Origin of the sequence: Stutzerimonas kirkiae, from assembly GCF_004327335.1 — a bacterium.
Taxonomy (GTDB): Bacteria; Pseudomonadota; Gammaproteobacteria; order Pseudomonadales; family Pseudomonadaceae; genus Stutzerimonas; species Stutzerimonas kirkiae.
On record NZ_QJUO01000003.1, the window covers coordinates 76,492 to 97,790 of the forward strand.

24 protein-coding genes, 1 tRNA gene and 1 pseudogene are annotated in these 21,299 nt (G+C 62.2%); 9 read left to right on the plus strand and 17 right to left on the minus strand.

What is annotated here, in order from left to right; translation table 11 throughout:
- Positions 1–34: 34 nt before the first annotated feature.
- The 5 genes from DNJ95_RS03210 to DNJ95_RS03230 form a co-directional block, all read right to left on the minus strand.
- Entirely contained in the window at positions 35–736 is a 702-nt protein-coding gene (locus DNJ95_RS03210; RefSeq protein ID WP_131183277.1) for an ABC transporter ATP-binding protein, read from the minus strand.
- Positions 736–1,503, minus strand: coding sequence for a high-affinity branched-chain amino acid ABC transporter ATP-binding protein LivG (gene livG, locus DNJ95_RS03215; protein WP_131183278.1), 768 nt, complete (start codon positions 1,501–1,503; stop codon positions 736–738). The genes DNJ95_RS03210 and livG overlap by 1 nt, the downstream gene beginning before the upstream one ends.
- Complete coding sequence (locus DNJ95_RS03220; RefSeq protein WP_131183389.1) at positions 1,500–2,756, minus strand: high-affinity branched-chain amino acid ABC transporter permease LivM; 1,257 nt, start codon at positions 2,754–2,756, stop codon at positions 1,500–1,502. Before DNJ95_RS03220 ends, livG begins: the two co-directional genes overlap by 4 nt.
- 8 nt (positions 2,757–2,764) lie before the next feature.
- A complete protein-coding gene (gene livH / locus DNJ95_RS03225; protein WP_131183279.1) occupies positions 2,765–3,688 on the minus strand; it encodes a high-affinity branched-chain amino acid ABC transporter permease LivH in 924 nt (307 codons plus the stop codon).
- A gap of 166 nt (positions 3,689–3,854) precedes the next feature.
- Positions 3,855–4,976: a branched-chain amino acid ABC transporter substrate-binding protein gene (locus tag DNJ95_RS03230; RefSeq protein ID WP_131183280.1), complete on the minus strand. Its 1,122-nt coding sequence runs from the start codon at positions 4,974–4,976 to the stop codon at positions 3,855–3,857.
- 182 nt (positions 4,977–5,158) lie between these two features.
- On the opposite strand from DNJ95_RS03230, the gene DNJ95_RS03235 reads away from it, so the two are divergent.
- Together DNJ95_RS03235 and DNJ95_RS03240 are read left to right on the plus strand one after the other, a co-directional pair.
- The gene (locus DNJ95_RS03235) at positions 5,159–5,467 is read left to right on the plus strand and encodes a DUF2288 domain-containing protein (RefSeq protein WP_131183281.1); all 309 of its coding nucleotides are present in this window, start codon (positions 5,159–5,161) and stop codon (positions 5,465–5,467) included.
- A 122-nt stretch (positions 5,468–5,589) separates the two neighbouring features.
- Positions 5,590–6,024: a universal stress protein gene (locus DNJ95_RS03240; RefSeq protein ID WP_131183282.1), complete on the plus strand. Its 435-nt coding sequence runs from the start codon at positions 5,590–5,592 to the stop codon at positions 6,022–6,024.
- 102 nt (positions 6,025–6,126) lie between these two features.
- Here the strand turns inward: DNJ95_RS03240 and DNJ95_RS03245 are convergent, their stop codons facing one another.
- The 5 genes from DNJ95_RS03245 to DNJ95_RS03260 form a co-directional block, all read right to left on the minus strand.
- On the minus strand, positions 6,127–6,471 hold the full coding sequence (locus tag DNJ95_RS03245; protein WP_131183283.1) for a YajD family HNH nuclease: 345 nt from the start codon (positions 6,469–6,471) through the stop codon (positions 6,127–6,129).
- A 59-nt stretch (positions 6,472–6,530) separates the two neighbouring features.
- Positions 6,531–7,232, minus strand: a complete 702-nt coding sequence (locus DNJ95_RS03250; protein WP_131183284.1) for a YebC/PmpR family DNA-binding transcriptional regulator — start codon at positions 7,230–7,232, stop codon at positions 6,531–6,533.
- Positions 7,233–7,653: 421 nt separating this feature from the next.
- Positions 7,654–7,785 carry a hypothetical protein gene (locus DNJ95_RS19650; protein ID WP_276330873.1) on the minus strand — a complete coding sequence of 44 codons (132 nt, stop codon included), beginning with the start codon at positions 7,783–7,785 and terminating at the stop codon, positions 7,654–7,656.
- Between the two features lie 128 nt (positions 7,786–7,913).
- Positions 7,914–8,234: a DUF2025 family protein gene (locus DNJ95_RS03255; RefSeq protein ID WP_131183285.1), complete on the minus strand. Its 321-nt coding sequence runs from the start codon at positions 8,232–8,234 to the stop codon at positions 7,914–7,916.
- 74 nt (positions 8,235–8,308) lie between these two features.
- Positions 8,309–8,500, minus strand: a complete 192-nt coding sequence (locus tag DNJ95_RS03260) for a hypothetical protein (RefSeq protein WP_131183286.1) — start codon at positions 8,498–8,500, stop codon at positions 8,309–8,311.
- A 249-nt stretch (positions 8,501–8,749) separates the two neighbouring features.
- Between DNJ95_RS03260 and dgt the strand changes: the two genes are divergently transcribed.
- Positions 8,750–10,249 (plus strand): dGTPase, encoded by a 1,500-nt coding sequence (gene dgt / locus DNJ95_RS03265; protein ID WP_131183287.1) that lies wholly within the window; start codon positions 8,750–8,752, stop codon positions 10,247–10,249.
- Between the two features lie 55 nt (positions 10,250–10,304).
- Here dgt and DNJ95_RS03270 read toward each other — a convergent pair whose 3' ends face one another.
- On the minus strand, positions 10,305–10,679 hold the full coding sequence (locus DNJ95_RS03270; RefSeq protein WP_131183288.1) for a DUF3597 domain-containing protein: 375 nt from the start codon (positions 10,677–10,679) through the stop codon (positions 10,305–10,307).
- Between the two features lie 225 nt (positions 10,680–10,904).
- Here DNJ95_RS03270 and DNJ95_RS03275 point away from each other — a divergent pair, with 225 nt between their 5' ends.
- The 4 genes from DNJ95_RS03275 (at position 10,905) to DNJ95_RS03290 (ending at position 14,448) form a co-directional block, all read left to right on the plus strand.
- Positions 10,905–11,321, plus strand: coding sequence for an HPF/RaiA family ribosome-associated protein (locus tag DNJ95_RS03275; RefSeq protein WP_131183289.1), 417 nt, complete (start codon positions 10,905–10,907; stop codon positions 11,319–11,321).
- 372 nt (positions 11,322–11,693) lie between these two features.
- The gene (locus DNJ95_RS03280) at positions 11,694–13,346 is read left to right on the plus strand and encodes a PepSY-associated TM helix domain-containing protein (protein WP_131183290.1); all 1,653 of its coding nucleotides are present in this window, start codon (positions 11,694–11,696) and stop codon (positions 13,344–13,346) included.
- Positions 13,343–13,639, plus strand: coding sequence for a DUF3649 domain-containing protein (locus DNJ95_RS03285; protein WP_131183291.1), 297 nt, complete (start codon positions 13,343–13,345; stop codon positions 13,637–13,639). The genes DNJ95_RS03280 and DNJ95_RS03285 overlap by 4 nt, the downstream gene beginning before the upstream one ends.
- Positions 13,639–14,448, plus strand: a complete 810-nt coding sequence (locus tag DNJ95_RS03290; protein ID WP_131183292.1) for a DUF3325 domain-containing protein — start codon at positions 13,639–13,641, stop codon at positions 14,446–14,448. The genes DNJ95_RS03285 and DNJ95_RS03290 overlap by 1 nt, the downstream gene beginning before the upstream one ends.
- Before the next feature lie 59 nt (positions 14,449–14,507).
- Here DNJ95_RS03290 and DNJ95_RS03295 read toward each other — a convergent pair whose 3' ends face one another.
- From DNJ95_RS03295 to DNJ95_RS03315, 5 genes and pseudogenes are all read right to left on the minus strand, one after another.
- A complete protein-coding gene (locus tag DNJ95_RS03295; RefSeq protein WP_131183293.1) occupies positions 14,508–15,710 on the minus strand; it encodes an ISL3 family transposase in 1,203 nt (400 codons plus the stop codon).
- Positions 15,711–15,933: 223 nt separating this feature from the next.
- A tRNA-Cys gene (locus DNJ95_RS03300) sits at positions 15,934–16,007 on the minus strand.
- Between the two features lie 162 nt (positions 16,008–16,169).
- Positions 16,170–16,451 (minus strand): annotated as a pseudogene (locus DNJ95_RS03305) (peptidylprolyl isomerase); the annotation flags it as partial.
- 178 nt (positions 16,452–16,629) lie between these two features.
- The gene (locus DNJ95_RS03310) at positions 16,630–17,295 is read right to left on the minus strand and encodes a response regulator (protein WP_131183295.1); all 666 of its coding nucleotides are present in this window, start codon (positions 17,293–17,295) and stop codon (positions 16,630–16,632) included.
- Positions 17,296–17,350: 55 nt separating this feature from the next.
- Positions 17,351–17,902: a PQQ-dependent catabolism-associated CXXCW motif protein gene (locus tag DNJ95_RS03315; RefSeq protein ID WP_131183296.1), complete on the minus strand. Its 552-nt coding sequence runs from the start codon at positions 17,900–17,902 to the stop codon at positions 17,351–17,353.
- Between the two features lie 259 nt (positions 17,903–18,161).
- On the opposite strand from DNJ95_RS03315, the gene DNJ95_RS03320 reads away from it, so the two are divergent.
- On the plus strand, positions 18,162–18,815 hold the full coding sequence (locus DNJ95_RS03320) for a response regulator (protein ID WP_131183297.1): 654 nt from the start codon (positions 18,162–18,164) through the stop codon (positions 18,813–18,815).
- Between the two features lie 58 nt (positions 18,816–18,873).
- On the opposite strand, the gene DNJ95_RS03325 is transcribed toward DNJ95_RS03320, so the two are convergent.
- Positions 18,874–19,146, minus strand: a complete 273-nt coding sequence (locus tag DNJ95_RS03325) for an HU family DNA-binding protein (protein WP_131183298.1) — start codon at positions 19,144–19,146, stop codon at positions 18,874–18,876.
- Positions 19,147–19,411: 265 nt separating this feature from the next.
- Here DNJ95_RS03325 and DNJ95_RS03330 point away from each other — a divergent pair, with 265 nt between their 5' ends.
- A complete protein-coding gene (locus DNJ95_RS03330; protein WP_181953368.1) occupies positions 19,412–21,271 on the plus strand; it encodes an alpha/beta hydrolase family protein in 1,860 nt (619 codons plus the stop codon).
- Positions 21,272–21,299: the final 28 nt, after the last annotated feature.

Consider the following 21,299-nt stretch of genomic DNA (forward strand, 5'->3'; position numbering starts at 1 on the left):
CCTTGCAGCTTGCAGCTTGCAGCTTGTGGCTGCTTCACCCCCCCAGGTAGGCGTCGCGTACCCGCGAGTCGTTCAGCAGTTCCTCACCGCTGCCCTGGATGACGATATGGCCGTTCTCCAGCACATAGCCACGGTCTGCCAGCTTGAGCGCCTGGTTGGCGTTCTGCTCGACCAGGAAGACGGTCACGCCATCCTCGCGCAACTGTTCGATGATGTCGAAGATCTGCTGGATGATGATCGGCGCCAGGCCCAGTGACGGCTCGTCGAGCAACAGCAGTTTGGGCTTGCTCATCAACGCTCGGCCGATGGCGAGCATTTGCTGCTCGCCGCCGGACATGGTGCCGGCGCGCTGGTGAAAGCGCTCCTTCAGGCGTGGGAACAGGTGCAGAACCTTGTCCAGTTGTTGCTGGAAAGCCTCGGCGGCGGTGAAGAAGCCGCCCATCGCCAGGTTTTCTTCGACCGTCAGGCGTGCGAACACGCGCCGGCCCTCGGGGACCACGGCAATGCTCTTGCGCATGATCTGCGGTGTGTCGAGGCCGGTCAGTTCCTCGCCCTGGTAGCGGATATTGCCGCTGCTGGCGCGCGGGTTGCCGCAGAGGGTCATCAGCAGGGTGGACTTGCCGGCGCCGTTGGCACCGATCAGGGTGACGATCTCGCCCTGGCGGACCTCGATGTTTATGTCGTGCAGGGCCTGGATCTTTCCGTAGAAGGTGCAGACATTCTCGAAATACAGCATCAGGCTTCCCCCAGATAGGCTTTGATCACGTGCGGATTGTCGCGGATCTGCTGCGGACTGCCGTCCGCCAGGGGCGTGCCCTGGTTAATGACGAAAATGTGGTCGGAAATGCTCATGACCAGCTTCATGTCGTGCTCGATCAGCAGCACGGTGACGCCATGCTGGTCGCGCAGCATGCCGATCAGGGCCTTGAGGTCTTCGGTTTCCCGGGGGTTGAGGCCCGCAGCCGGCTCGTCCAGCATCAGCAACTCGGGACGGGTCATCATGCAGCGGGCGATCTCCAGGCGCCGCTGCTGGCCGTAGGCGAGGGTTCCGGCATTGCGGTTGGCGACATCCAGCAGGTCGACCTGTTCCAGCCAGTAGGCCGCGTTTTCCATGGCCTGGCGTTCGCTGCGGCGGAAGGCCGGGGTCTTCAGCAGTCCGGCGATGAAATTGGTGTTGATGTGCCGGTGCTGGGCGACCAGCAGGTTTTCCATCGCGGTCATATCCTTGAACAGGCGGACATTCTGGAAGGTCCGTACCACGCCCTTGCGGGCGATCTTGTGGCCGGGCAGCCCCTCGATCGCCTCGCCATTGAGACGGATGCTCCCGGAGCTGGGGCGGTAGAAGCCGGTCAGGCAGTTGAATACCGTGGTCTTGCCGGCCCCGTTGGGACCGATCATCGAGACGATCTGTTTCTCATGCACGTTCAGGTTCACGCCATTGACCGCCAGCAGTCCACCGAAGCGCATGCACAGGCCGCTGGCCTGCAGAATGATGCGGCTCATCGTTTCAGCTCCAGGTGGGGACGTTGCATGGGCAACAGGCCTTGCGGGCGCCAGATCATCATCAGCACCATCATGGCGCTGAACATCAGCATCCGGTACTCGCTGAACTCCCGCGTCAGTTCCGGCAGCATGATCATGATGATGGCGGCCAGGATGATGCCCAGTTGCGAGCCCATGCCGCCGAGCACGACGATGGCGAGGATGATCGCCGACTCCATGAAGGTAAACGATTCCGGCGAAACCAGCCCCTGGCGCGCGGCGAAGAAGCTGCCGGCGAACCCGGCGAAGGTGGCGCCCAGGGTGAAGGCCGAGAGCTTGATCACGGTCGGGTTCAGGCCCAGCGCACGGCAGGCGATCTCGTCCTCGCGCAGGGCTTCCCAGGCACGGCCGATCGGCATGCGCAGCAGGCGGTTGATGACGAACAGGGTGATCAGCACCATGACCAGGACGATCAGGTAGAGGAAGATGACCTTGTTCACCGAGTTGTAGGCGATGCCGAAGTATTCATGGAAGGTCTGCATGCCTTCGGCTGTACGGCGATCGAAGGAGAGGCCGAACAGGGTCGGTTTGTCGATGCCGCTGATGCCATTTGGGCCGCCGGTGACATCGGTCATGTTGCGCAGCAGCAGCCGGATGATCTCGCCGAAACCGAGGGTGACGATGGCCAGGTAGTCGCCACGCAGGCGCAGTACCGGGAAGCCGAGCAGGAAGCCGAAGATGGCTGCCATCAGGCCGGCCAGCGGCAGGCAGACCCAGAATCCCAGGCCGTAGTAGTGCGACAGCAGGGCATAGGTGTAGGCGCCGACGGCGTAGAAGCCGACATAGCCGAGGTCGAGCAGGCCGGCCAGGCCGACCACGATATTCAGGCCAAGGCCGAGCATCACGTAAATCAGGATCAGCGTCGCGATGTCCACCGCGCCACGCGAGCCGAAGAACGGCCAGGCCAGGGCCAGCAGTATCAGGCCGAGGACCGCCCAGCGCTGGGTCGAAGGCAAGGTGAGGAAGTTGCTGGCGCTTTGCGGGATCTTCGGCAGGCCGGGAGCATTGTTCCAGGCGGCACCGATATAGCCGCGCAGCAGTTGCCAGCAGAACATGCCGATGGCGCAGGCGACGACACTCCAGAGCACGGTCGGGCTGGCGCCGTGAACCTCCAGGCGGATGCCCACGGTGGTGAGTTTCAGCCCCAGTATCGGGTAGGCGACGGCAAGCACCAGTAGGGCGCTGAAAAAGGCGGTCTTGAGGTTCCTGGTAATGGCCGGGCTCATACTTTCTCGACCTCCGGACGGCCGAGGATGCCACTGGGGCGGAACAGCAGGACCAGTATCAGCAGGGAAAAGGCCACCACATCCTTGTATTGGTCACCGAAGATATCGGCGCCGAAGGCTTCCGCCACACCCAGCAGCAGGCCACCCAGCACAGCACCGGGAATACTGCCGATACCGCCGAGGACGGCGGCGGTGAAGGCCTTGATACCGGCGAGGAAGCCCAGGCCCGGGTTGATCACGCCGTATTGTATGCCAAGCAGTACGGCCGCCACGGCGGCCAGCGTGGCGCCGATGACGAAGGTCAGCGCGATGATACCGTTGGTGTTGATGCCCAGCAGGTTGGTCATTTTCAGGTCTTCGGCGCAGGCGCGGCAGGCACGCCCCATCCGTGAGCGGGAGATGAACAGCGTCAGGCCGAGCATGGCCAGCAGGGTGACGACGAAGATCAACACCTGCATATAGGAAACGACCACTCCGTTCATGCTGCTTTCGCCGAACACGAAGTTGCCGGGCAGCAGGGCGGGAATGGATTTGTCCTTGGAGTCTTGAGCCAGCATGACTTCGTTCTGCAGGAAGAGCGACATGCCGATGGCGGAGATCAGCGGGATCAGCCGATTGCCGCCGCGCAGGGGCCGGTAGGCGACGCGCTCGATGCTGTAGCCGTAGGCGCTGCAGACGACGATGCTGGCGGCGAAGGCGGCCATGATGATCAGCGGCAGGCTTTCGATGCCGAGCATGGTCAGCCCCGCAATGGCGATGAAAGCGATATAGGAGCCGATCATGTAGACCTCGCCATGGGCGAAGTTGATCATCCCTATGATGCCGTAGACCATGGTGTAGCCAATGGCTATCAGGGCATAGGTGCTGCCGACAGTCAGTCCGTTAACCAACTGTTGCAGGTAGTGGTAGAACTCGGGCATGGGTGTCTCTCGTCGATACCGATACAGAGCGTTTATCGCGGCAGCCGGCATTCAGGAAACGACCGGGAGCCTTTCCCGGCATCGCCTCGGGGCAGGCGCGAGGGATGGCAGGCTGCAAAGAAAACCCACGGCGCTTGCCGTGGGCTCGGGTCGGGCAGGCGCTGCGTTATGGCTGTGCGGGCGACTTGCTGCCGTCCTTGTGCCATTTGTAGACCGCGAAGTCGAAGCTGGTCAGGTCGCCCTTGGCGTCGTAGCTCAAGGTGCCGGTCGGCGTTTCGAAGCTGTAGGTGCGCAGTGCCTGTGCGACCGCTTCCGGTTCGCTGCTGTCGGCCTTGCCGATGGCCTGGGCGATGACATCGACGGCGGAGTAGGCGAGCATGATGAAGATGCCGCTCGGGTTGATACCCTTGGCCTTGAGGGCATCGACCAGTTCCTGGTTCTTCGGGTCTTTCTCGAAGTCGCGCGGCAGCACGGTCAGCATGCCTTCCGACGCATCACCGGCAATCGCGCTGATTTCAGTGTTGCCCACGCCCTCGGGGCCCATGAAGGTCGCGTGCAGGCCGGCCTGCTTGGACTGGCGCAGCAGCAGGCCCATTTCCGGGTGATAGCCGCCGAAGTAGACGAAGTCGACGTTGGCGCGCTTGAGCTTGGAGATCAGCGAGGAGTAGTCCTTGTCACCGGCATTCAGGCCTTCGTAGAGCGTGACCTTGAGCCCGCTCTTTTCCAGGGTCTTCTTCACTTCGCCGGCGATACCTTCGCCATACTGCTGCTTGTCGTGCAGTACGGCGATGGTGGCGTCCTTGTGGTGTTCCAGAATGTAGCGAGCGGAAATCGGCCCTTGCAGGTTGTCCAGGCCGATGGTACGGAACACCAGTTGGAAGTCGCGTGTGGTGATTCCCGGGGCGGTGGCCGATGGGGTCACCATCAGGATGCCTTCGTCTTCGTAGATGTCGGAAGCGGGCTGCGTCGAGCTGGAGCAAACGTGCCCGACCACGAAGCGGATGCCGTCGTTGACGATCTTGTTGGCGACCGCAACGGCTTGTTTGGGGTCGCAGGCATCGTCGTAGACCACGCCTTCGAGCTGCGCGCCACGGACTCCACCGGCCTGGTTTATGCGCTCGATGGCCAGTTGCGCGCCGGCGCGCACCATGTCGCCATACTGGGTGACCGAGCCTGTGACCGGGCCGGGCAGGGCTATTCTGATGGTTTCGACTGCCAGGGCACAGTTGGCCGCGCCGCTCAATGCGGCAGCCAGCAGCAGCCCGGAAAGATGTCGTTTGGTTTGCATGTAATGCTCCACTTCCAAATCGTTATTCTGTGAGTCCCGCGACTGGCGGTCGCCAGCGAGGGGCCGGAGATCAGCGCTCCGGCAACTGTACCGGTACAGTGTAGTTGGCTAGCCGTTTTCTTGCATAGCCGTAACGGGGTCGCGCTATCATGTCCGGGTTTTTCAGCGCTGGAGTCGGACGGATGAAAGAAAAGGGCATGCTCTATGCGAAGCTGCTCGGGGAAACCGCGGTGATTTCCTGGCAGGAACTGCAGCCTTTCTTTGCCCGTGGAGCCTTGTTGCATGTGTCCGAGGGGGCCGACCTGGTCGAGGTGGCGCTGGCGTTCGCGGAGGATGACCAGGCGAAGGTCGGCCACTGGCTGGGTTCGGCGCAGGTGGCCAGGGTCGGGGCGGATAATGCGCAGGACTGGCTGGAGCGGGACCCGGAGCTCTGGGCCGTAGTGGTAGCGCCCTGGGTACTGGTGCAGGAGCGGGGCCGCCAGCCGGATTAGTCGCTCAGGCCTTGTGCCAGGTCAATGCAAGTCGACTCTTGCCTGCCGAGTATGCATGACGCTTTCATACTGCTTGCATCAGTCTTTTATGCTGTTCACATCAATCGAATTGGAGATAGGAAATGCGCAAGGTTCTGGTTGCTTTCGACGGGTCCGACAACTCGAAGCGTGCCCTGCAATACGTTGTGGATTTTGCTCGTGAATATTCCGCCGAGCTCGAAGTGCATGTACTCAATGTGCAGTATTACGAGGGCGGCATGTATGGCGAGTACTTCACCGCCAACATCATCGAGAACCTGAACAGCGGCTTGCTGGCCAAGGCCAAGAGTGTCCTGCAGCAGGCTTCCGACGTGCTCGCGGCCGCTTCGATCAAGCATGAGACCCATGCGGTCTTCGGCAATGTCGCCGAGCAGGTCAACGATGCCGTCAAGCGTCTTGGCTGCGATACCGTGGTCATGGGCACCCGCGGCCTGGGCAGCTTCAGCGGCATGCTGCTGGGCTCGGCCACGACCCGTGTCATTCATGAAGTATCGGTGCCGGTCGTTCTGGTCAAGTAAGCAGCGGCGGCGCCGAAACGGCAACAGGCCCTGGAGAGCAAGGCCGGGGTGATGTCCCCGGCCTTGCTTTTTTTCATCTGCGAGGGAAGTGCCAGTGCTTTTTCAGTCCTGGTCTTTCTTCAGCAGTTGCGCCAGGTTGGCGAACGCCTTGAAGGTTTCCTTGGGGCCGAGATCGCTGCCGGGCCTCGCTTCGGCGTGGTACTGGTTGTCCGTATAGCGCGAATGTTCGTTGTCGTGGCAATACAGGCACAGCAGCTCCCAGTTCGAGCCGTCCTCGGGGTTATTGTCGTGGTTGTGGTCCTTGTGATGGACCGTCAGCTCACTGAGGCGTTTACCCGAGAATTCCCTGGCACAGCGCCCGCAGACCCAGGGGTACATCTTCAGTGCCTTTTCCCGGTAGCCCTGTTCCCGCTGGCTATAGGGCGTGCTGTTCTTCGTCGTGCTCATGCTGTGTCACCTTTCCGGCGCGGCAAGGCGCCTGTCTCGCCACCTTGCCGTTGTAGTGTTCAGACGGCCAGCCCCACATAGACATTCTGCACGTCATCATGGGCGTCGATGGCTTCGAGAAATGCCTCGACTTCTTCGAGCTGTTCCGCCGTCAGGTTGCCGACCGGGTTCTTCGGCCTGTAGCCGAGCTTGGCGGTATTGACCGTGAAACCCTGTTCCGGCAGCGCGCGGCTGACGGCATCGAGGTCGGTCGGGTCGGTGATGAACAGGGTATTGCCTTCGTCGGCTTCCTCGAAATCCTGGGCGCCGGCCTCGATGGCGGCCAGTTCGGGGTCGGCATCGCTGTCGCTGGAGGCTTCGATCAGGCCGACATGGTCGAAATCCCAGGCCACCGAACCACTGGCGCCCAGTTGCCCCTTGCGAAACAGCACGCGAATCTCGGCGACCGTACGGTTGATGTTGTCGGTCACGCATTCGACGATCAGCGGCACCTGGTGCGGGGCGAAGCCTTCGTAGGTGGTGTGTTCGAAGTTGACGACCTCACCGCTCAGGCCGGCGCCTTTCTTGATGGCGCGCTCCAGCGTCTCCTTGGGCATGGAGGCCTTCTTGGCCTGGTGTACGGCCAGGCGCAGCTTGGGGTTCATGTCCGGGTCGGCGCCATTGCGCGCGGCGATCATGATTTCCTTGACCAGACGTCCGAAAATCTTGCCTCGGGCATTGGCTGCGGCTTCTTTGGGTTTGGCTTTCCACTGTGCGCCCATGGATGGTCTCGCTTGGTACGTTTAAAAGAAGGTGCGATTCTAGCGCTTTTTGCGCCCGGGCAGACGAGGGGATGATCTCATGGGCGGCGAGTAGGGCGGTCGCATAAAGCCCCGGCCTGGGCTTGTCTGCGTTGCCTCGTTGCGAGCGTACTGGCAATGGTGTGTATGGCTTCAGGATCGTACAGCGCGATCTCGGGATCAGCGCAGCCACTATCGGCGCGCCTGTGGGAAAGAGCGTGACACCACTGACTGGAGCATCGCTGACAACGCCCGATAACTCGCACACTATTGCCAATCCAGTCGCAATGAGTTTCAGCACATGCCTGTGCGGCAGCGAAGGCGGGCGTTCATGCGAGTACTGTGGATGGAAACACGCCCCGCACGGATGGCCGTGCGGGGCGTGTTGGGTATGGCGCGGAATTCAGTGGGTGGCCGCGTGGCTGCCGAGGATCGGCGGGCCGTCCTTTTTCTCGCGCTTGGCCTGGCGTTTCTCCTGCGCCGTTTTCAAGGGTTTCTTCTTGGCGTTTTTCTTGCTATCCAGACTCTTGCTCATGGTGTCGCCTCGTAATGGGGGATGGCTGTATCAGGCATATCGCTGTTCATTGGCCATTGCACCTCCAGACGAGTGGACAGTTGCTCCGAGGGTACGCTCGAACGAGCGGGCTGGATACCTGCAAGTGATTACTTCAGATACCGCTGGGCGGCGATTTCCGGCAGGTCGCTGCGGAGCATGTACACCAGCAGGGGGTCGGTGATGCCCAGTCGGTCGTTGACGTGCTGATCCAGCAGCAACTGGATGAGGTCGCGGCTCAGCGTCATCGACTGGTCGTCCACACGGTTCCAGACGAACTCGCTGGCCGGGGTGATGCTGTCTTCGTCCACGTCCATGCCGAAAGAGTCTTCACTGAAGCGCACGATATGCCGCCCGCTTTTTTTGTTGAAGCCGACGAAACCCAGCAGCAGGTCGGCGGCTGCACAGATGTCGGATGATGTGGTGCTCATGGGTAAACCTCGTTCATGCGTCTGGTCGATGGTCTACACGCAAGTGTGCTGCGCTCCGGTAGGCTCCGAAGTCGTTAGGGCTGTTTCTGCAAGCGTTCCAATTCCCGGCGGACCATGGCCGCATAGGGTGGCGGGCTCATACGATAGAGTTCGGTGGCGACCCACGAGAGCCAGTGCGGGCCCAGTTCGTCCTTGTGCCGGTAGAGACGCAAGGCTTCTTTGGCTGCCTGGCTGGCATGTTCCTGGTGGAAGTGTGCCCGACTCATCTTCGAGACCCGTTGGCTGGAGAGCGCCTGAATAACAGATTGATCGGCGCTTTGCCAGGCGCCGGAAGCGCTGCTCGCTTCCGGCCGGGCCGCCTGTCCCGGGGTGCAGGCGTTCAGCGATGGGGGCTGGGACGGGGCCGCCGGTAATGACATTCTGTCGCAGCGGCATTTTGCCCATGGCGGCGGATGCCTTGGTAAGTACGCGACATCGCGCTAGGCTGCGGGCTTTCAACCGAGTCGAGTAGCGCCATGCCTGGATTGGTGAATTTCAAGCAGAGGATTTCCCGCCAGCGTCCCCACAATGGCAGGTCCGAGTCCAACGCTCAGACGGTGGATGACAACCTGCAGGCAGTGATCGACCAACTGGAAAGCGATCGTGGCCGTATCATCAATTCGGCGGCGGTACGGCGCCTGCAGCAGAAGACCCAGGTTTTTCCACTGGAGCGCAATGCGGCCGTGCGCAGTCGGCTGACCCATTCGCTGGAAGTGCAGCAGGTCGGGCGCTTCATCGTCAGGACGCTCTACAAGCAACTGGGCGAGCGCGCTGGCGAGTATGGGCTGGACGGCCTGGAGGGGGCGCTCGAAAGCCTGGTGGAAATGGCCTGCCTGATGCACGACATCGGTAACCCGCCCTTCGGCCATTTTGGCGAGTACGCGATAGGCGAATGGTTCGAGCGCTCGCTGGATACGCTGTTCGAACGGGCCGTGCCGACAGGCGAAGGGGACGGTGATTTGCGCGCGAAGATGTTGCGCGATCTCAAGCAGTTCGAAGGCAATGCCCAGGCGATACGCCTGGTGACCACGCTGCTGCGTCTCAACCTGACCTATACGCAGACGGCGGGACTGATGAAGTATGTGCGTCCCGCCTATGCGGCGAAGCCCGCGAAGGGGACAGCCGGTGCTTACCTGCACAAGAAGCCGGGCTTCTATCTCTCGGAAGAGCCCTTCGTCGAGGGTATGCGCAGGGCCCTCGGCCAGCAGGTGGGCAGCCGCCACCCGGTCGTCTACATCATGGAGGCCGCCGACGATATCGCCTATTGCCTGGCGGATATCGAGGATTCGGTGGAGAAGGGCATCTTCAGCATCGACCAACTGGTCCAGTTGCTGCTGGCCAAGTTCGCCGAGCATGACTCCGTGGATCGCGCGTTGCCGGGTAGCCGGCGCAGTTTCCGCTCGATGCTGGAATATGCCAAGGATCGCGCCGACAAGGAGCCGATCAACAAGGTCGGGGAATTCTTCATCTGGCTGCGGGTGAACATGGTGCATCCGCTGGTGCAGCACGCCGCCCGGCAGTTCATCGACAATATCGAGGCGGTCTACCACGGTACGCTGGATCGGGCTCTGCTGGAGGATGACAGCCTGCCCAATGCCATCGTGCAGACCTTCAAGGACGTGGCGATGGAGCATGTGTTCTGCCATCGCGAAGTGGAAACCCTGCAATTGCAGGGCTATCGGATCCTGCAGGGGCTGCTGGACGACTACGGCCGCCTGTTGCGCGTCAGCCCGCAGATCTTCAAGTCTTTGACGGAGGGCACCTGCCGCAGCGAACCACATCTGCAGATGCTGGCGCGGCGCCTGCCCAGCCAATTGGTCAAGGCCTACCACGAGGCTATCAGGGCGCTCGATGCGGCCGAAGCCGATGCGTCGTTATGGGAGTTCTACCATCGCACGCGCATGCTGCAGGATTTCGTCAGTGGCATGACCGACCAGCATGCGCAGGATGAATACCGGGCGCTGAGCGCCCTGTAGGTACGCTTCACGAGCGCCTGCTAGAGGCGATCGTGAAGGGGGCGGGGGCGTTCCCTCAGTCCAGCAGTTCCGGCGGCACGTTGCCGCCGTTTTCGGCCAGCTTCTGCAGGACGGTCTTGTGCAGCCAGATGTTGACCTTGGCCGAGTCGTCCAGTTGGTCTTTCGGGTAGCCCAGTTCGACGGCCAGCTCCTTGCGCGCGCCCAGGCTGCTGTCCAGGCCCAGCAGCTTGAGCAGGTCGACGATTGAGGTGCGCCAGTTGAGCTTTTCCGGGTGCTTGGCGGCCAGGTCTTCGAGTTTCGCGATCACATCCACCTGGCTGATGGGGTGTGTCGTTGCCGCTTCGGGGGTGGCCGCAGGCGCCGGGGCGGGCGCCGCATGCGCTTTTTCAGCAAAACCGAGTTTTTCCAGGATCGTGTTGAACAGGCTCATTGCAAGGTTCCTTTGCAGGTGGAGTGAGTGACGAACCGCTCTGTTATGACAACGCCTCACTGCGATTGTCCAGGCCCAGGGTAAACAACTTCTTCGCCGCTTGCCCAGGCTTGGAGCTTTGCGGTTTTGTGACGTTTCGAAATGGCCCCGGCTTGCTTAAAGCTTCGATCGGTGGCATAGGTTGACCCATACGCAGTCATTCAAGAAGGCGAAAGGGGAAGACCTATGCAAATTCAGGTTCATAGCGATAACCACATCGAAGGTAGCGCCCGTCTGGTCGAGTGGGTCAGTGCCAGTGTGGAGGCCCGTCTGGAGCGCTTCGACGATGAACTGACGCGCATCGTGGTTCATCTGAATGACGAGAATGGCGTCAAGTCCGGCGCTCAGGACAAGCGTTGCCAGATCGAGGCGCGGCCGAAAGGGCTGCAACCGGTTTCCGTGACCCACAAGGCCGAGTCTATCGAACTGGCTGTGGATGGTGCCATCGAGAAGCTGGGCAACGCGCTTGTCCACCAGTTCGGCAAATTGCGCAGCAAGCGTGCGACGGGGCAGCCGCAGGGTAGCGATGGGCTTGCCCGTGCGGAGCAGGATGCCTTGCTGGAAGAGGATTTCCTTGCCGAAGAGCAGGTGCGTTCACTCTGAGCGATTTCCATCACAGCCTGTCCGGAGCCCTCCGACAGGCCAGTGTCATAGCGCCATGCGCGGCAACGAGCCGAAATGAGCGCTGAAGGCTGGGACAACTCGGTGTTTCTCGTCCAGCCTTCGGCCTCCAGCGCCTTTGTCGAGACGCTGGCATACGCATATCGTGGCCCTCTGCCCGCTGGAATCCCGGCTATTTCCTATTGTTTGGAAACCCTTCTCAAAATTCCGTCCCGTATCGTCGGAAAGTCGCGCTCAAGACTGATTCTCACTAGGTTTTGACTGTCGTTTTCGTTAACCTACCGCCCCTGAGTGCCGGGCGATCGTCTTCCGTACCATTGCCCTCGCGACCTGAACACAGCAAGGGTTAGACCAATGAAGGAAGGTTTCCGCCAGTCGATGGCCTGGCTACATACCTGGACGGGGCTGGTGGTCGGCTGGGTGTTGTTCTTCGTCTTCGTGACTGGCACGGCCGGCTATGTGGCGGGCGAGATCTCGCGCTGGATGCGTCCGGAGCTGCCCTTGGCAGAGCGTCTGCAGGACGTGGACCGAGGGCTGGCGCTGGAGCTGGCGCTGTCGCGGCTGGAACGCGACGCGGTGAATGCCAAGAGCTGGAATATCGAGCTGCCCCATTACGACCAGGGCGCACGGCGCGTGCATGGCCTGGAGATCTCCTGGGAGGAGATGCCCGAACGCGGCCAGATATGGGGGCGTTATAACAGCGAAGAGCTCGATGCCGGAACCGGCGAGGTGAAGGAAACCGTCGAGGCGCGCAACACGGGTGGCGGCACCCTGCTGTACCGCATGCACTATGCCTTGCACTACATTCCCTACGATGTCGCCATCCGCCTGGTGGGTATCTGCACCATGCTGATGCTGCTGGCCATCCTCTCGGGTGTGATCACGCACAAGAAGATCTTCAAGGACTTCTTCACCTTTCGCCCGGGCAAGGGGCAGCGCTCCTGGCTCGACGCACACAACATCATCAGCGTGATGGCGCTGCCGTTCTTCCTGATGATCACCTACAGCGGCCTGATGTTCTTTCCCTCACAGTACATGCCCGCCGGGATAGGGACTGTATACGGAACGTCGGATGCGGATCGCAACCGGTTCTACGATGAACTGTTCGAGCGCGATCGGGACGAGGTCTTCCTGCCGGTCGCCAAGCCCGGGGTTTCCCTGCATTCGCTGCTGGAAAAGGCCGAGGCCGAGTGGGGGGCCGGCAATGTGGCTTCGCTGAGCCTGCGCCATCCGCAGAAGGATGGGGCCTATGTCGAGCTGCACAAGGTTTCCGGAGGGCAGATTGTCGTCTATGACGCGCCGAGCCTGCGTTTCAGCGCAGTGGATGGGCAGCCGATGGCGGATGATCATGAACACCATGCCGTGCTGGAAACCCGTGGCGTCATCCTGGCCCTGCACGAGGGGCTGTTCGCGGACTGGTGGTTGCGCTGGCTGTACTTCCTCTCCGGCCTGCTGGGGTGCGGGATGATCGGCACGGGGCTGGTGCTGTGGACCGTCAAGCGGCGCGGCCGGCATCTGAAGAAGGATGCCTCGTCGCGTTTCGACGCCGCGGGGTTGCGGCTGGTCGAGATTCTCAACGCCGGGACCATCGTCGGCCTGCCGGTGGCCATCGCCGCCTACTTCTGGGCCAACCGGCTGCTGCCCGTCGATATGGCCGACCGCGCCGCCTGGGAAGCGCACAGCCTGTTCGTGGTATGGGGCTGGACCTTCGTCTACGCCGCATTGCGGCCGCTGAAGAAGGCCTGGCTGGAAATCCTCTGGATCGCCGTGGCCGCCTATGCGCTGTTGCCGTTACTCAATGCCCTGACCACCGACAAGCACCTGGGTGTGACCTTGCCCTACGGCGACTGGGTGTTGGCGGGCTTCGACCTGACGATGTTGGCGCTGGCCGCGCTGTTCGCCTATGCGGCAGTGAAACTCAGGACGAAGTGGTTGAAAGCCGAAGCGGCGGCCAGAGAGAGAAAACCAGCGAAAGAACCGGCGGTCGAGGAGGTGGTGGCGCAATGAATATCAGTGAATCTGCCCGCTACCGCTGGAGGGTGGCGTCGCGGGTGCTCGCCGCCGTACTGGGCGGCTATGCCCTGACGTCCGTGGTCACCGTGTTACTGGCGCTGATCTGGCCAACGCAGCAGGCGCATGCCGTTCTGGCTGCAACTCTGCTCAGTTTCGCCGTCTATGCCTGTGTGGTGATCTGGGTATTCAGTACCAGGAGCGCTACCCGCGCCTGGCTGGGGATGGTCCTGCCCACCGTGGTGCTTGCCCTGGTCTGCTGGATGCTTCTGCCCGGAGGGGCGGCCTGATGATCGACCTGTACATTCTGCTGGCCAGCCTGGCCGGTTTCGTGGCGCTGGCCCTGGCCATGGACAAGCATGCCAAGCATTTTCTACGGCGTACCTTGCCGGCCCTGGCCTGCCGGATTCTGCGCGTTCTGGGCTGGGTGTTGCTGGCTCTGGCGCTGTACATGAATTTTCATGCGCGGGGCTGGAGCATTGGCAGTGTGGCCTGGTTCGGCTGGCTGACGATTGCCGGTGCGGCGCTGGTGTTCTACATGCCCAACTGGCCGTGGCAGCCCGTGCAGCCACAGCCCGCGCGCAAGGCGAGGGAAGGCAAGCCACAGGAAGGCGCGAGCCTTGAGGCTATCCGTAGCCCCTGGGGGCGCCGTGTGGCGGTCGCCCTGCTGGTGCTGTTGCCTGTGGGTTTTGCCGTGGCATTCGTCAACACGCCCCTCAAGCCGACCATGCGTGACGATGCCTACAGCGGCCGGATCGGCCCCTGGGGCTTCACGCTCGCCGAGGAGAACCACAAGCTCCCGCAGGAAGCGGCTGGCTCCTATCACAAGTCGTTCTATGTGCGTTTCTGTGAGCGGTGCGATGCGGATATACGTTCAGCCTATCTGAAGATACGCAAGCCACGCTCGCTACGGGCGGCAGGGAGTGTCCTGGGCGGTACTCGCTGGGATCGCTGGGTGGAAATCCCGATTCCGCCTGCGGCCAAGCTTTCGGACCAGCTCTGGCTGACCGTCGAGGCCAAGGATGGCAGCCTGCACCACAAGGCCATCGACTTCGCCCAGGTGTCGCCGTCCCTGGCGCGTTTCATCGAAAGCAAGTAAGCGTTCTCGTCGTGCGCAAAGCCCTTTCGCGTTGTATCGCGTGGGGGCTTTTTTTTGGTTCATCGCACTTTCCCGGGGAAGGCGGCCTTGATTTTCAGGAAGAAGTAGCCCGAGTCCCGGAAGCCATAGGCCATGCGCTTGATCACCTTGATGCGGTTATTCACACCCTCCAGCAGGCTGGTATGCATCGGGAAATTGGCGCTGGCGAGGATGCCGCGGATATAACGCCCGAGGTTTTTGGCGAAGCGCTGTAGTGGTGCCAAGCCACTGTCACGGGCCTGCCGTAGCCAGGCCCGCCAGCGTTGCCAGCCTTCCCATACGCTCGGGGCGTACCAGACTTCCTTCAATGCGTCCTTGAGCACATAAACCGTAGCCAAGGGTTGGTTGGCGGCGAGCAGTTCCTGCAACTGCACGGCTTGTCCGTCCTTGAGGTTCTCAGGGTTGCGCAGCAGCAGCCAGCGACTGCGCTTGACCGCTTTGCGTGCCGGTTTGTCGTCGCGCAGGAGGTTGGCCTGATCGACACGAATGCGGTCGATCACCTCACGCCCGTAGCGCGCCACCACATGGAACAGGTCGTACACCACTTCGGCTTGAGGGCAATGCTGCTTCACCTCCAGATCGAAGGCGGTGTTCATGTCCATCGCCACCGCTTCGATTTGCTGGCAGCGCTCACCGAGCAACTCGAAGAACGGTCGAATGGCCTCACGGCTATTGCCGTGACCAACCCACAGCACCCGCGTTCGCTCGGCGTCCATGATCACCGTGGCGTAGCGGTGGCCTTTGTGCAAGGCGAACTCATCCATCACCTGGCGACGCCCGGCGCCCGGCTCGAAGGCCCCGACCTGCGTCTCCAGGCGGCGTTTGTCGAGCGCCTTGAGGGTGTGCCAGTGCAAGCCGGTCAGTTGGCTGACGTGGCTGATGGGCAGTATCCGCAGCAAGCCTTCGAGCCAGGCCCGTAAACGCTGAGTCAGACGGGAAGCCGGCTCCAGCCAATCGCTCCGCTCGGTCACTCGCCCACAGCGCAGGCAGTCGACGCGACGCATGGGCAGTTGGAGCAGGACTCGTTGATCCAACAAGTCGCGGTCACGTACTTGGCGCAGGCGCCGCTCATGAATCAATGGACTGGGCTGCTGACAGCGCCCGCACCGGGGCACTTGCGTGGCTTGGGGTTCCAGCTCAATCAGCAGGGTGTTTTCAGCTACGGGGCGAGAGGCGACGACTTCGTAGCCTGGCCAGAAAGCGGCAAGATCAATAGGATGCATGGCGACAGCAGGGACACGATCGAAGGGTGTGTTTGGCGACTGCCAATTTACCTGCTTCCCTGCCTGTCAACTCGCTCTTCCCCCAGAGTCCGCGATGAACCAAAGAAAAGGCTATGTCCCAGCTACTGCTTGCAGGAGGCGGTGGGTCGCCCCATGCAGCACGTAACTCGGACATAGCCAAAGAAAAAGCCCCGTGAACCAGGGTTCACGGGGCTTTCGAATATGGAGGCCGATGTCGGAATCGAACCGGCGTACACGGATTTGCAATCCGCTGCATAACCACTCTGCCAACCGGCCTCAAATCCCAAGCTTGTCTGACAAGCTCCACGAGTGCTGGAAGATTAGCAACTCGTTGATTGCATTGGCTTTTTCAAAAGCCTGAAATCAGGATGCGGCGCATTATGACGAATGCTCCGCGGGCTGGCAACACCTGCGGCGCAATCCTGTGAAGTTTTCCCCTTACTCGCGGTAGAACACTTGCAGCAGGTGGTAGCCGAACTGGCTCTTGATCGGGCCGTGGATTTCCCGCAGGGGTTTCTTGAAGATCGCCTGGTCGATGCTGCGGACCATCTGGCCAGGGCGGACCTCGCCGAGATCGCCGCCTTTCTTTCCTGAAGGGCAGGTGGAGTGCTTTCTGGCCAGCACGTCGAAGGCTTCGCCATTGAGCAGGCGTTGTTTCAATTGCTGGGCTTCGGCCTCTGTCTTGACCAGGATATGGCGTGCCATGGCTTTGCGCATTGTCTGTTTCCGCTGGCTGTGGAGGGTGGTGCGAGCGGAGGCGGTGAAGGCGCGATGCGCCGCTGGCGGACAGGGTCGCTGCATCGCCGAGCGCCTTCCTTTCTCCGCTTGCCCGAAGGCCGCTCGCAGGAAAATGAAGCGCAATGATAAAGCAACGGCCTGGCCGGGGGCTGTCGTACCTTCAGCGACGCAAGTAGGCGGCGAAGTCGATGTCGCCGGCGGAGAGGATGGCCTGTACGCGATTGTGCACGTTGAGCTTGCGCAGTATGGCCGAGACGTGGGCCTTGACCGTGGTCTCGGCGATGTCCAGGTTGTAGGCGATCTGCTTGTTGGATTCGCCCTTGGCCATGCGCTCGAGCACCAGCAGTTGCTTACGGGTCAGCGCCTGCAGCAGTTCCGGTGGAATGCCCGGCTCGTTGTGCTGGGAGCTGCGCAGGGAGGTCTTCTGGCTGCGGATGATGTCCGACGGCAGGTAGACGTTGCCGTTGAGGATCTGCTCGATGGCTTCGGTCATCTGCGCCCGTGGCGAGGACTTGGTGATGAAGCCCACCGCGCCATAAGTGATGGCTTGCAGCACCACCTGCTTGTCCTGCTCGGCGGAGACGATCACCACCGGGATGGTGGGCGCTTCGTTGCGCAGGTTGATCAGGCCGTTGAGGCCGTGCATGCCGGGCATGTTCAGGTCGAGCAGGATCAGGTCCAGGTCGTCGTGTTCGAGGGTCAGGGCGAGCGCGGTCTCGAGGTCCGAGGTCTCCATGATCTGGCTGCCCGGGAAACCGTCGCTGATGACGTTATGGATCGCTTCGCGAAACAGTGGATGGTCGTCTGCGATAAGAATCTTGTACATGGCAGGTTACCTTTATCTTGTTGTTGTGATTATGGCGTGGCGCGCTGCCGGCGCCTCAAGGCGCCGGGAAAGGCTCCGGCGTGGCTTCATGCAGGGGCAGGCCAGCCTGTTGCCAACCGTCGATGCCATCGCGATACCAGTACAGTTGTGTATAACCCATGGCCTGCGCACGCCGCGTGGCGTTCCAGCCCAGCCAGCAGTCCGAGCGGCAATAGAACACGATCGCGGCATCCTTGCGGCCCTGGCTGAGTCTTTCGAGGTTGCGGGTGAAGTAGGCCTCCCAGCCAGGCTCCAGCGTGCCATCCCCGGTATTGGCCAGCCAGACGCTGCCGGGCAGGTTGCTGTGGGGCTGGTCTTCGAAGAACTGCCCGAAGCGCCAGGTACGGCGGAACACATCGATCAGCACGGCTTCCGGTTGCCGTTCGAGAAGCTGGCGCAGGGCGGCGGTATCGACCGTCACGGCTCCGGGAGCCTGTTCGGGGGTCGGGCTTCGGTAATGCTCCTGGCGGTAACCGTCGGTATTGAACAGGGGCGGTTTTTCGTCGGCCCGGGCACTGCCCAGCAGCAGAGACATGACCAGCAGGGGTGACAACAGTATCTGTCCCATCGACTGTCCTGTACGCCTCGATGACTTGGTTTGCATTACAGGGCAAAGGGTGCTGCTTTGGAATCCTACGTTGGTGAATGAAAGCAGTACCAAAGTACTGCTTTCCGGGCGGGGCGGCGCTGCGTTCCGGGGCTTTTCGCCAAAGTAGTACGGTGCCGATACCAAGGTAGTAGGTCGATGCCGCGCCGCGCTCTCTAGGATGACATGCAGGCCCGGCGCTTGACGCGCCCGGCGCAGTCGGCAGGCGAGGGCACAGCCTATGAAGATTCTGTTGGTGGACGATCACGCCATGGTGCGGCAGGGCTGTGCCAGTCTGTTGCGCGTACTGCTGCCCGAGGCGCGGGTCAGCGAGGCGCGGGATGGCGAGGAAGCCTTGCTGAGCATCCAGGCGGACATTCCCGGCCTGGTGATCATGGACATCGGCCTGCCGGGCATCAGTGGCCTGGAAACCACCCGGCGCATGCTGGTGCGCCTGCCACAGCTGCCGGTTCTGTTCTTCAGCATGCACGATGAATTGTCACTGGTGCGCCAGGCCATGCAAGCCGGTGCCTGTGGCTACGTCACCAAGAAGGCATCGCCGGACGTGCTGGTGGAGGCGGTGCGGCGGATTCTCGCGGGTTATCCCTACATCGAGCAGCCCCTGGCGACGGAGCTGGCCTGCCAGCCGCAGTCGGATGCCAGCGAGAACCTCAGGCTGCGCGGCATGACCCAGCGCGAGTTCGAGATTTTCGTGATGCTGGCCAAGGGCATGCCGGCCAAGCGGATCGCCGAGCAACTGTGCATCAGCGGCAAGACGGTTTCCAACTACCTGACGATGCTCAAGAGCAAGCTGCAGGTCAGTTCCCATGCGGAACTGGTGCACCTGGCCATCGATACGGGGGTCTTGCGGGTGGGGGGAAGCGTGGCGGGATAGGAGCGTCCCCGATGGCACCCTGTATGGACAGGTTCTGCCGCTCGGGGACGCGGATGACTCAGTTCACAGCATCCTTCAGACCTTTACCGGGCTTGAAGCCTGGCAGTTTGGCCGCAGCGATCTTGATCGTGGCGCCAGTCTGCGGGTTACGGCCATCACGGGCGGCACGCTCCTTGACTGCGAAAGTACCGAAACCGACCAGGGCTACGCTGTCGCCTTTCTGCAGGGCTGCAGTCACGGTGTCGGTGAAGGCATCCAGCACACGGCTGGCAGTGGTCTTCGGCAGGTCTGCGGACTCGGCGATCGCTTCGATCAGTTCGGCTTTGTTCACGAGAATATCTCCATGGTTTCAGGGGGCGCCCAGTATAAGCAGGCGTTGAGCGTATTGCCTGCAAAAAATTGCCTGGAGCAATTTTTTGACGTTGTGCTAATGGCGGCCATTAAAGGGGCCGCTAGGGTCTGTTGACGTTTCTCACTGCAACACGGTTCGTGACGAAACGGCGACAGCCCCTAGGCCTGTCAGGCTACAACAAATACGATTTCCTGTGGCCATGGGCGACCCACGGTCACAGGGCGGACCCCAGGAGCGAGCGATAATGAACAAGAGCACCTTGAAGTTCGGCTTCTGGCCTTCTGCCTGGAGTGCCGGGCAGGCTGCCGCCGCGAGCTGTGATTTCGCCGAATTGCAGGTTGGCCATGGAGGACTGCTGTGGACGCTGTTCGATCCGCACACGGGGCGCTGCCGCCTCTGGTTTCAGCGGCGGGGCGAGCGCCGTTGCCTGACGCCGGATGGCTTTTCGCTGCGCAGCCGGGTCTATGAATACGGTGGCGGAGCCCTGTGCATGACCGGGCAGGGCGTGGCTTTCGTCAATGAGGCCGATCAACAGCTCTACCGGCAGGCACTCGATGGTGCGCCGCAACGGATACTGCTGCGCGAGGGCTGCCGCTATGGCGATCTGTGTTTCGACGCACAGCGACAGGCGGTGCTGGCGGTCGAGGAGGAACATGGCGGGGAGGGCGTCGTGCATCGCCTGGTCAGTATCGGGTTGCTCGATGCACGGCGCTGTGTGATCGCCGAGGGTGGCGATTTCTATGCCGCGCCCTGCCTGTCGGCGGATGGCATGGCATTGGCCTGGATCGAATGGGACCGCCCCGAGCAGCCCTGGACCCTTACCCGTTTATGCCTGGCCGAGCGCGGCGCGGCAGGCTGGCAGGCGCCGCGCCGCTTGTCTGGCGAAGGGACGCAAGCCGCATGGCAGCAGCCGCGTTTCCATCGTCGTGGGCGCCTGTTCTGCCTGAGCGACGGGCAAGGCTGGTGGCAACCCTGGTGCTGGACACAGGACCGTATGCAGCCGCTCATGGCCGATAGCCGCTTCGATCATGCGCCCAGCCCCTGGCAACTCGGGGTGGTCAGTTACCTGCCCCTGGAAGAGGGTGTGCTGCTGTGCCGTATCGAGCAGGGCTTCGGGCGGTTGATCGTGCGCGATGGCCAGGGCCGCGAGCGGCGCCTGGCCGTGGAGTTCAGTCGTTTCCGCCAGTTGGCCTGCGACGAGGATTCCTTCTATTGCATCGCCGCCGCCGAGGATCGGCTGCCCGCGGTGCTCGCCATCGCGCGCGACAGTGGCGAGGTGCGGGTGCTGGCCGGGGGCGGGCGGCCCTTGCCGGACGATCAAGTGTCCCGCCCCCGGCCGCTGCGCTTTGGTCCGCTGGGGGAGCAGGCGCATGCCTTCTTCTATACGCCCGTCCGCCTGCATGGCCAGGCGCCTGCCGACGACGGCTTGCCTCCCCTGGTGATGTTCCTGCATGGCGGGCCAACGTCGGCCTGCTACCCGGTCTTCGACCCGCGCATCCAGTTCTGGACGCAGCGTGGCTTTGCCGTGGCCGACCTGAACTACCGGGGCAGCAGCGGCTTTGGCCGGGATTACCGGCAATGCCTGGAAGGCCAGTGGGGCCTGTTCGATGTACAGGACGCCTTGGCGTTGCGCCGCTATCTGGCCGAGGAAGGGCTGGTCAATGGTGAGCGGGCGTTCATCCGCGGAGGTAGCGCCGGCGGTTACACGGCACTGAATGCGCTGGTGGGCAACCGCTGCTTCCGTGGCGCGGCGAGCCTCTACGGGGTCAGCGACCCCCTGGCGCTACGGCGCGTCACCCACAAGTTCGAAGCCGACTACCTGGACTGGCTGATCGGTGAGCCAAAGGCCCAGGCAGAGCGTTACCGTGAACGGGCGCCCTTGCACAATGCGCAACGGATCGACACGCCGGTGATCTTTTTCCAGGGCGGCCAGGATGCGGTGGTGCTGCCGGAGCAGACCGAGTCGATGGTGGCCGCTTTGCGCGCCCGGGGCGTGCCGGTCGAGTACCGCTTGTATGAAGAAGAGCGGCACGGCCTGCGCAAGGCCGAGAACCTGGCGGATGCGCTGGAATGCGAATTGCGTTTCTACCAGGCGTTGTTGTAAGCGATGGCGTCGGCTAGAGGTAGCTGGA

What these genes read in the sequence shown, in the direction of transcription:
- DNJ95_RS03210 (WP_131183277.1), bottom strand. Translation starts at nt 736, where the DNA reads ATGCTGTATTTCGAGAATGTCTGCACCTTCTACGGAAAGATCCAGGCC.
- livG (WP_131183278.1), bottom strand. Translation starts at nt 1,503, where the DNA reads ATGAGCCGCATCATTCTGCAGGCCAGCGGCCTGTGCATGCGCTTCGGT.
- livH (WP_131183279.1), bottom strand. Translation starts at nt 3,688, where the DNA reads ATGCCCGAGTTCTACCACTACCTGCAACAGTTGGTTAACGGACTGACT.
- DNJ95_RS03230 (WP_131183280.1), bottom strand. Translation starts at nt 4,976, where the DNA reads ATGCAAACCAAACGACATCTTTCCGGGCTGCTGCTGGCTGCCGCATTG.
- DNJ95_RS03235 (WP_131183281.1), top strand. Translation starts at nt 5,159, where the DNA reads ATGAAAGAAAAGGGCATGCTCTATGCGAAGCTGCTCGGGGAAACCGCG.
- DNJ95_RS03240 (WP_131183282.1), top strand. Translation starts at nt 5,590, where the DNA reads ATGCGCAAGGTTCTGGTTGCTTTCGACGGGTCCGACAACTCGAAGCGT.
- DNJ95_RS03245 (WP_131183283.1), bottom strand. Translation starts at nt 6,471, where the DNA reads ATGAGCACGACGAAGAACAGCACGCCCTATAGCCAGCGGGAACAGGGC.
- DNJ95_RS03250 (WP_131183284.1), bottom strand. Translation starts at nt 7,232, where the DNA reads ATGGGCGCACAGTGGAAAGCCAAACCCAAAGAAGCCGCAGCCAATGCC.
- DNJ95_RS19650 (WP_276330873.1), bottom strand. Translation starts at nt 7,785, where the DNA reads ATGAGCAAGAGTCTGGATAGCAAGAAAAACGCCAAGAAGAAACCCTTG.
- DNJ95_RS03255 (WP_131183285.1), bottom strand. Translation starts at nt 8,234, where the DNA reads ATGAGCACCACATCATCCGACATCTGTGCAGCCGCCGACCTGCTGCTG.
- DNJ95_RS03260 (WP_131183286.1), bottom strand. Translation starts at nt 8,500, where the DNA reads ATGAGTCGGGCACACTTCCACCAGGAACATGCCAGCCAGGCAGCCAAA.
- dgt (WP_131183287.1), top strand. Translation starts at nt 8,750, where the DNA reads ATGCCTGGATTGGTGAATTTCAAGCAGAGGATTTCCCGCCAGCGTCCC.
- DNJ95_RS03270 (WP_131183288.1), bottom strand. Translation starts at nt 10,679, where the DNA reads ATGAGCCTGTTCAACACGATCCTGGAAAAACTCGGTTTTGCTGAAAAA.
- DNJ95_RS03275 (WP_131183289.1), top strand. Translation starts at nt 10,905, where the DNA reads ATGCAAATTCAGGTTCATAGCGATAACCACATCGAAGGTAGCGCCCGT.
- DNJ95_RS03280 (WP_131183290.1), top strand. Translation starts at nt 11,694, where the DNA reads ATGAAGGAAGGTTTCCGCCAGTCGATGGCCTGGCTACATACCTGGACG.
- DNJ95_RS03285 (WP_131183291.1), top strand. Translation starts at nt 13,343, where the DNA reads ATGAATATCAGTGAATCTGCCCGCTACCGCTGGAGGGTGGCGTCGCGG.
- DNJ95_RS03290 (WP_131183292.1), top strand. Translation starts at nt 13,639, where the DNA reads ATGATCGACCTGTACATTCTGCTGGCCAGCCTGGCCGGTTTCGTGGCG.
- DNJ95_RS03295 (WP_131183293.1), bottom strand. Translation starts at nt 15,710, where the DNA reads ATGCATCCTATTGATCTTGCCGCTTTCTGGCCAGGCTACGAAGTCGTC.
- DNJ95_RS03310 (WP_131183295.1), bottom strand. Translation starts at nt 17,295, where the DNA reads ATGTACAAGATTCTTATCGCAGACGACCATCCACTGTTTCGCGAAGCG.
- DNJ95_RS03315 (WP_131183296.1), bottom strand. Translation starts at nt 17,902, where the DNA reads ATGGGACAGATACTGTTGTCACCCCTGCTGGTCATGTCTCTGCTGCTG.
- DNJ95_RS03320 (WP_131183297.1), top strand. Translation starts at nt 18,162, where the DNA reads ATGAAGATTCTGTTGGTGGACGATCACGCCATGGTGCGGCAGGGCTGT.
- DNJ95_RS03330 (WP_181953368.1), top strand. Translation starts at nt 19,412, where the DNA reads ATGAACAAGAGCACCTTGAAGTTCGGCTTCTGGCCTTCTGCCTGGAGT.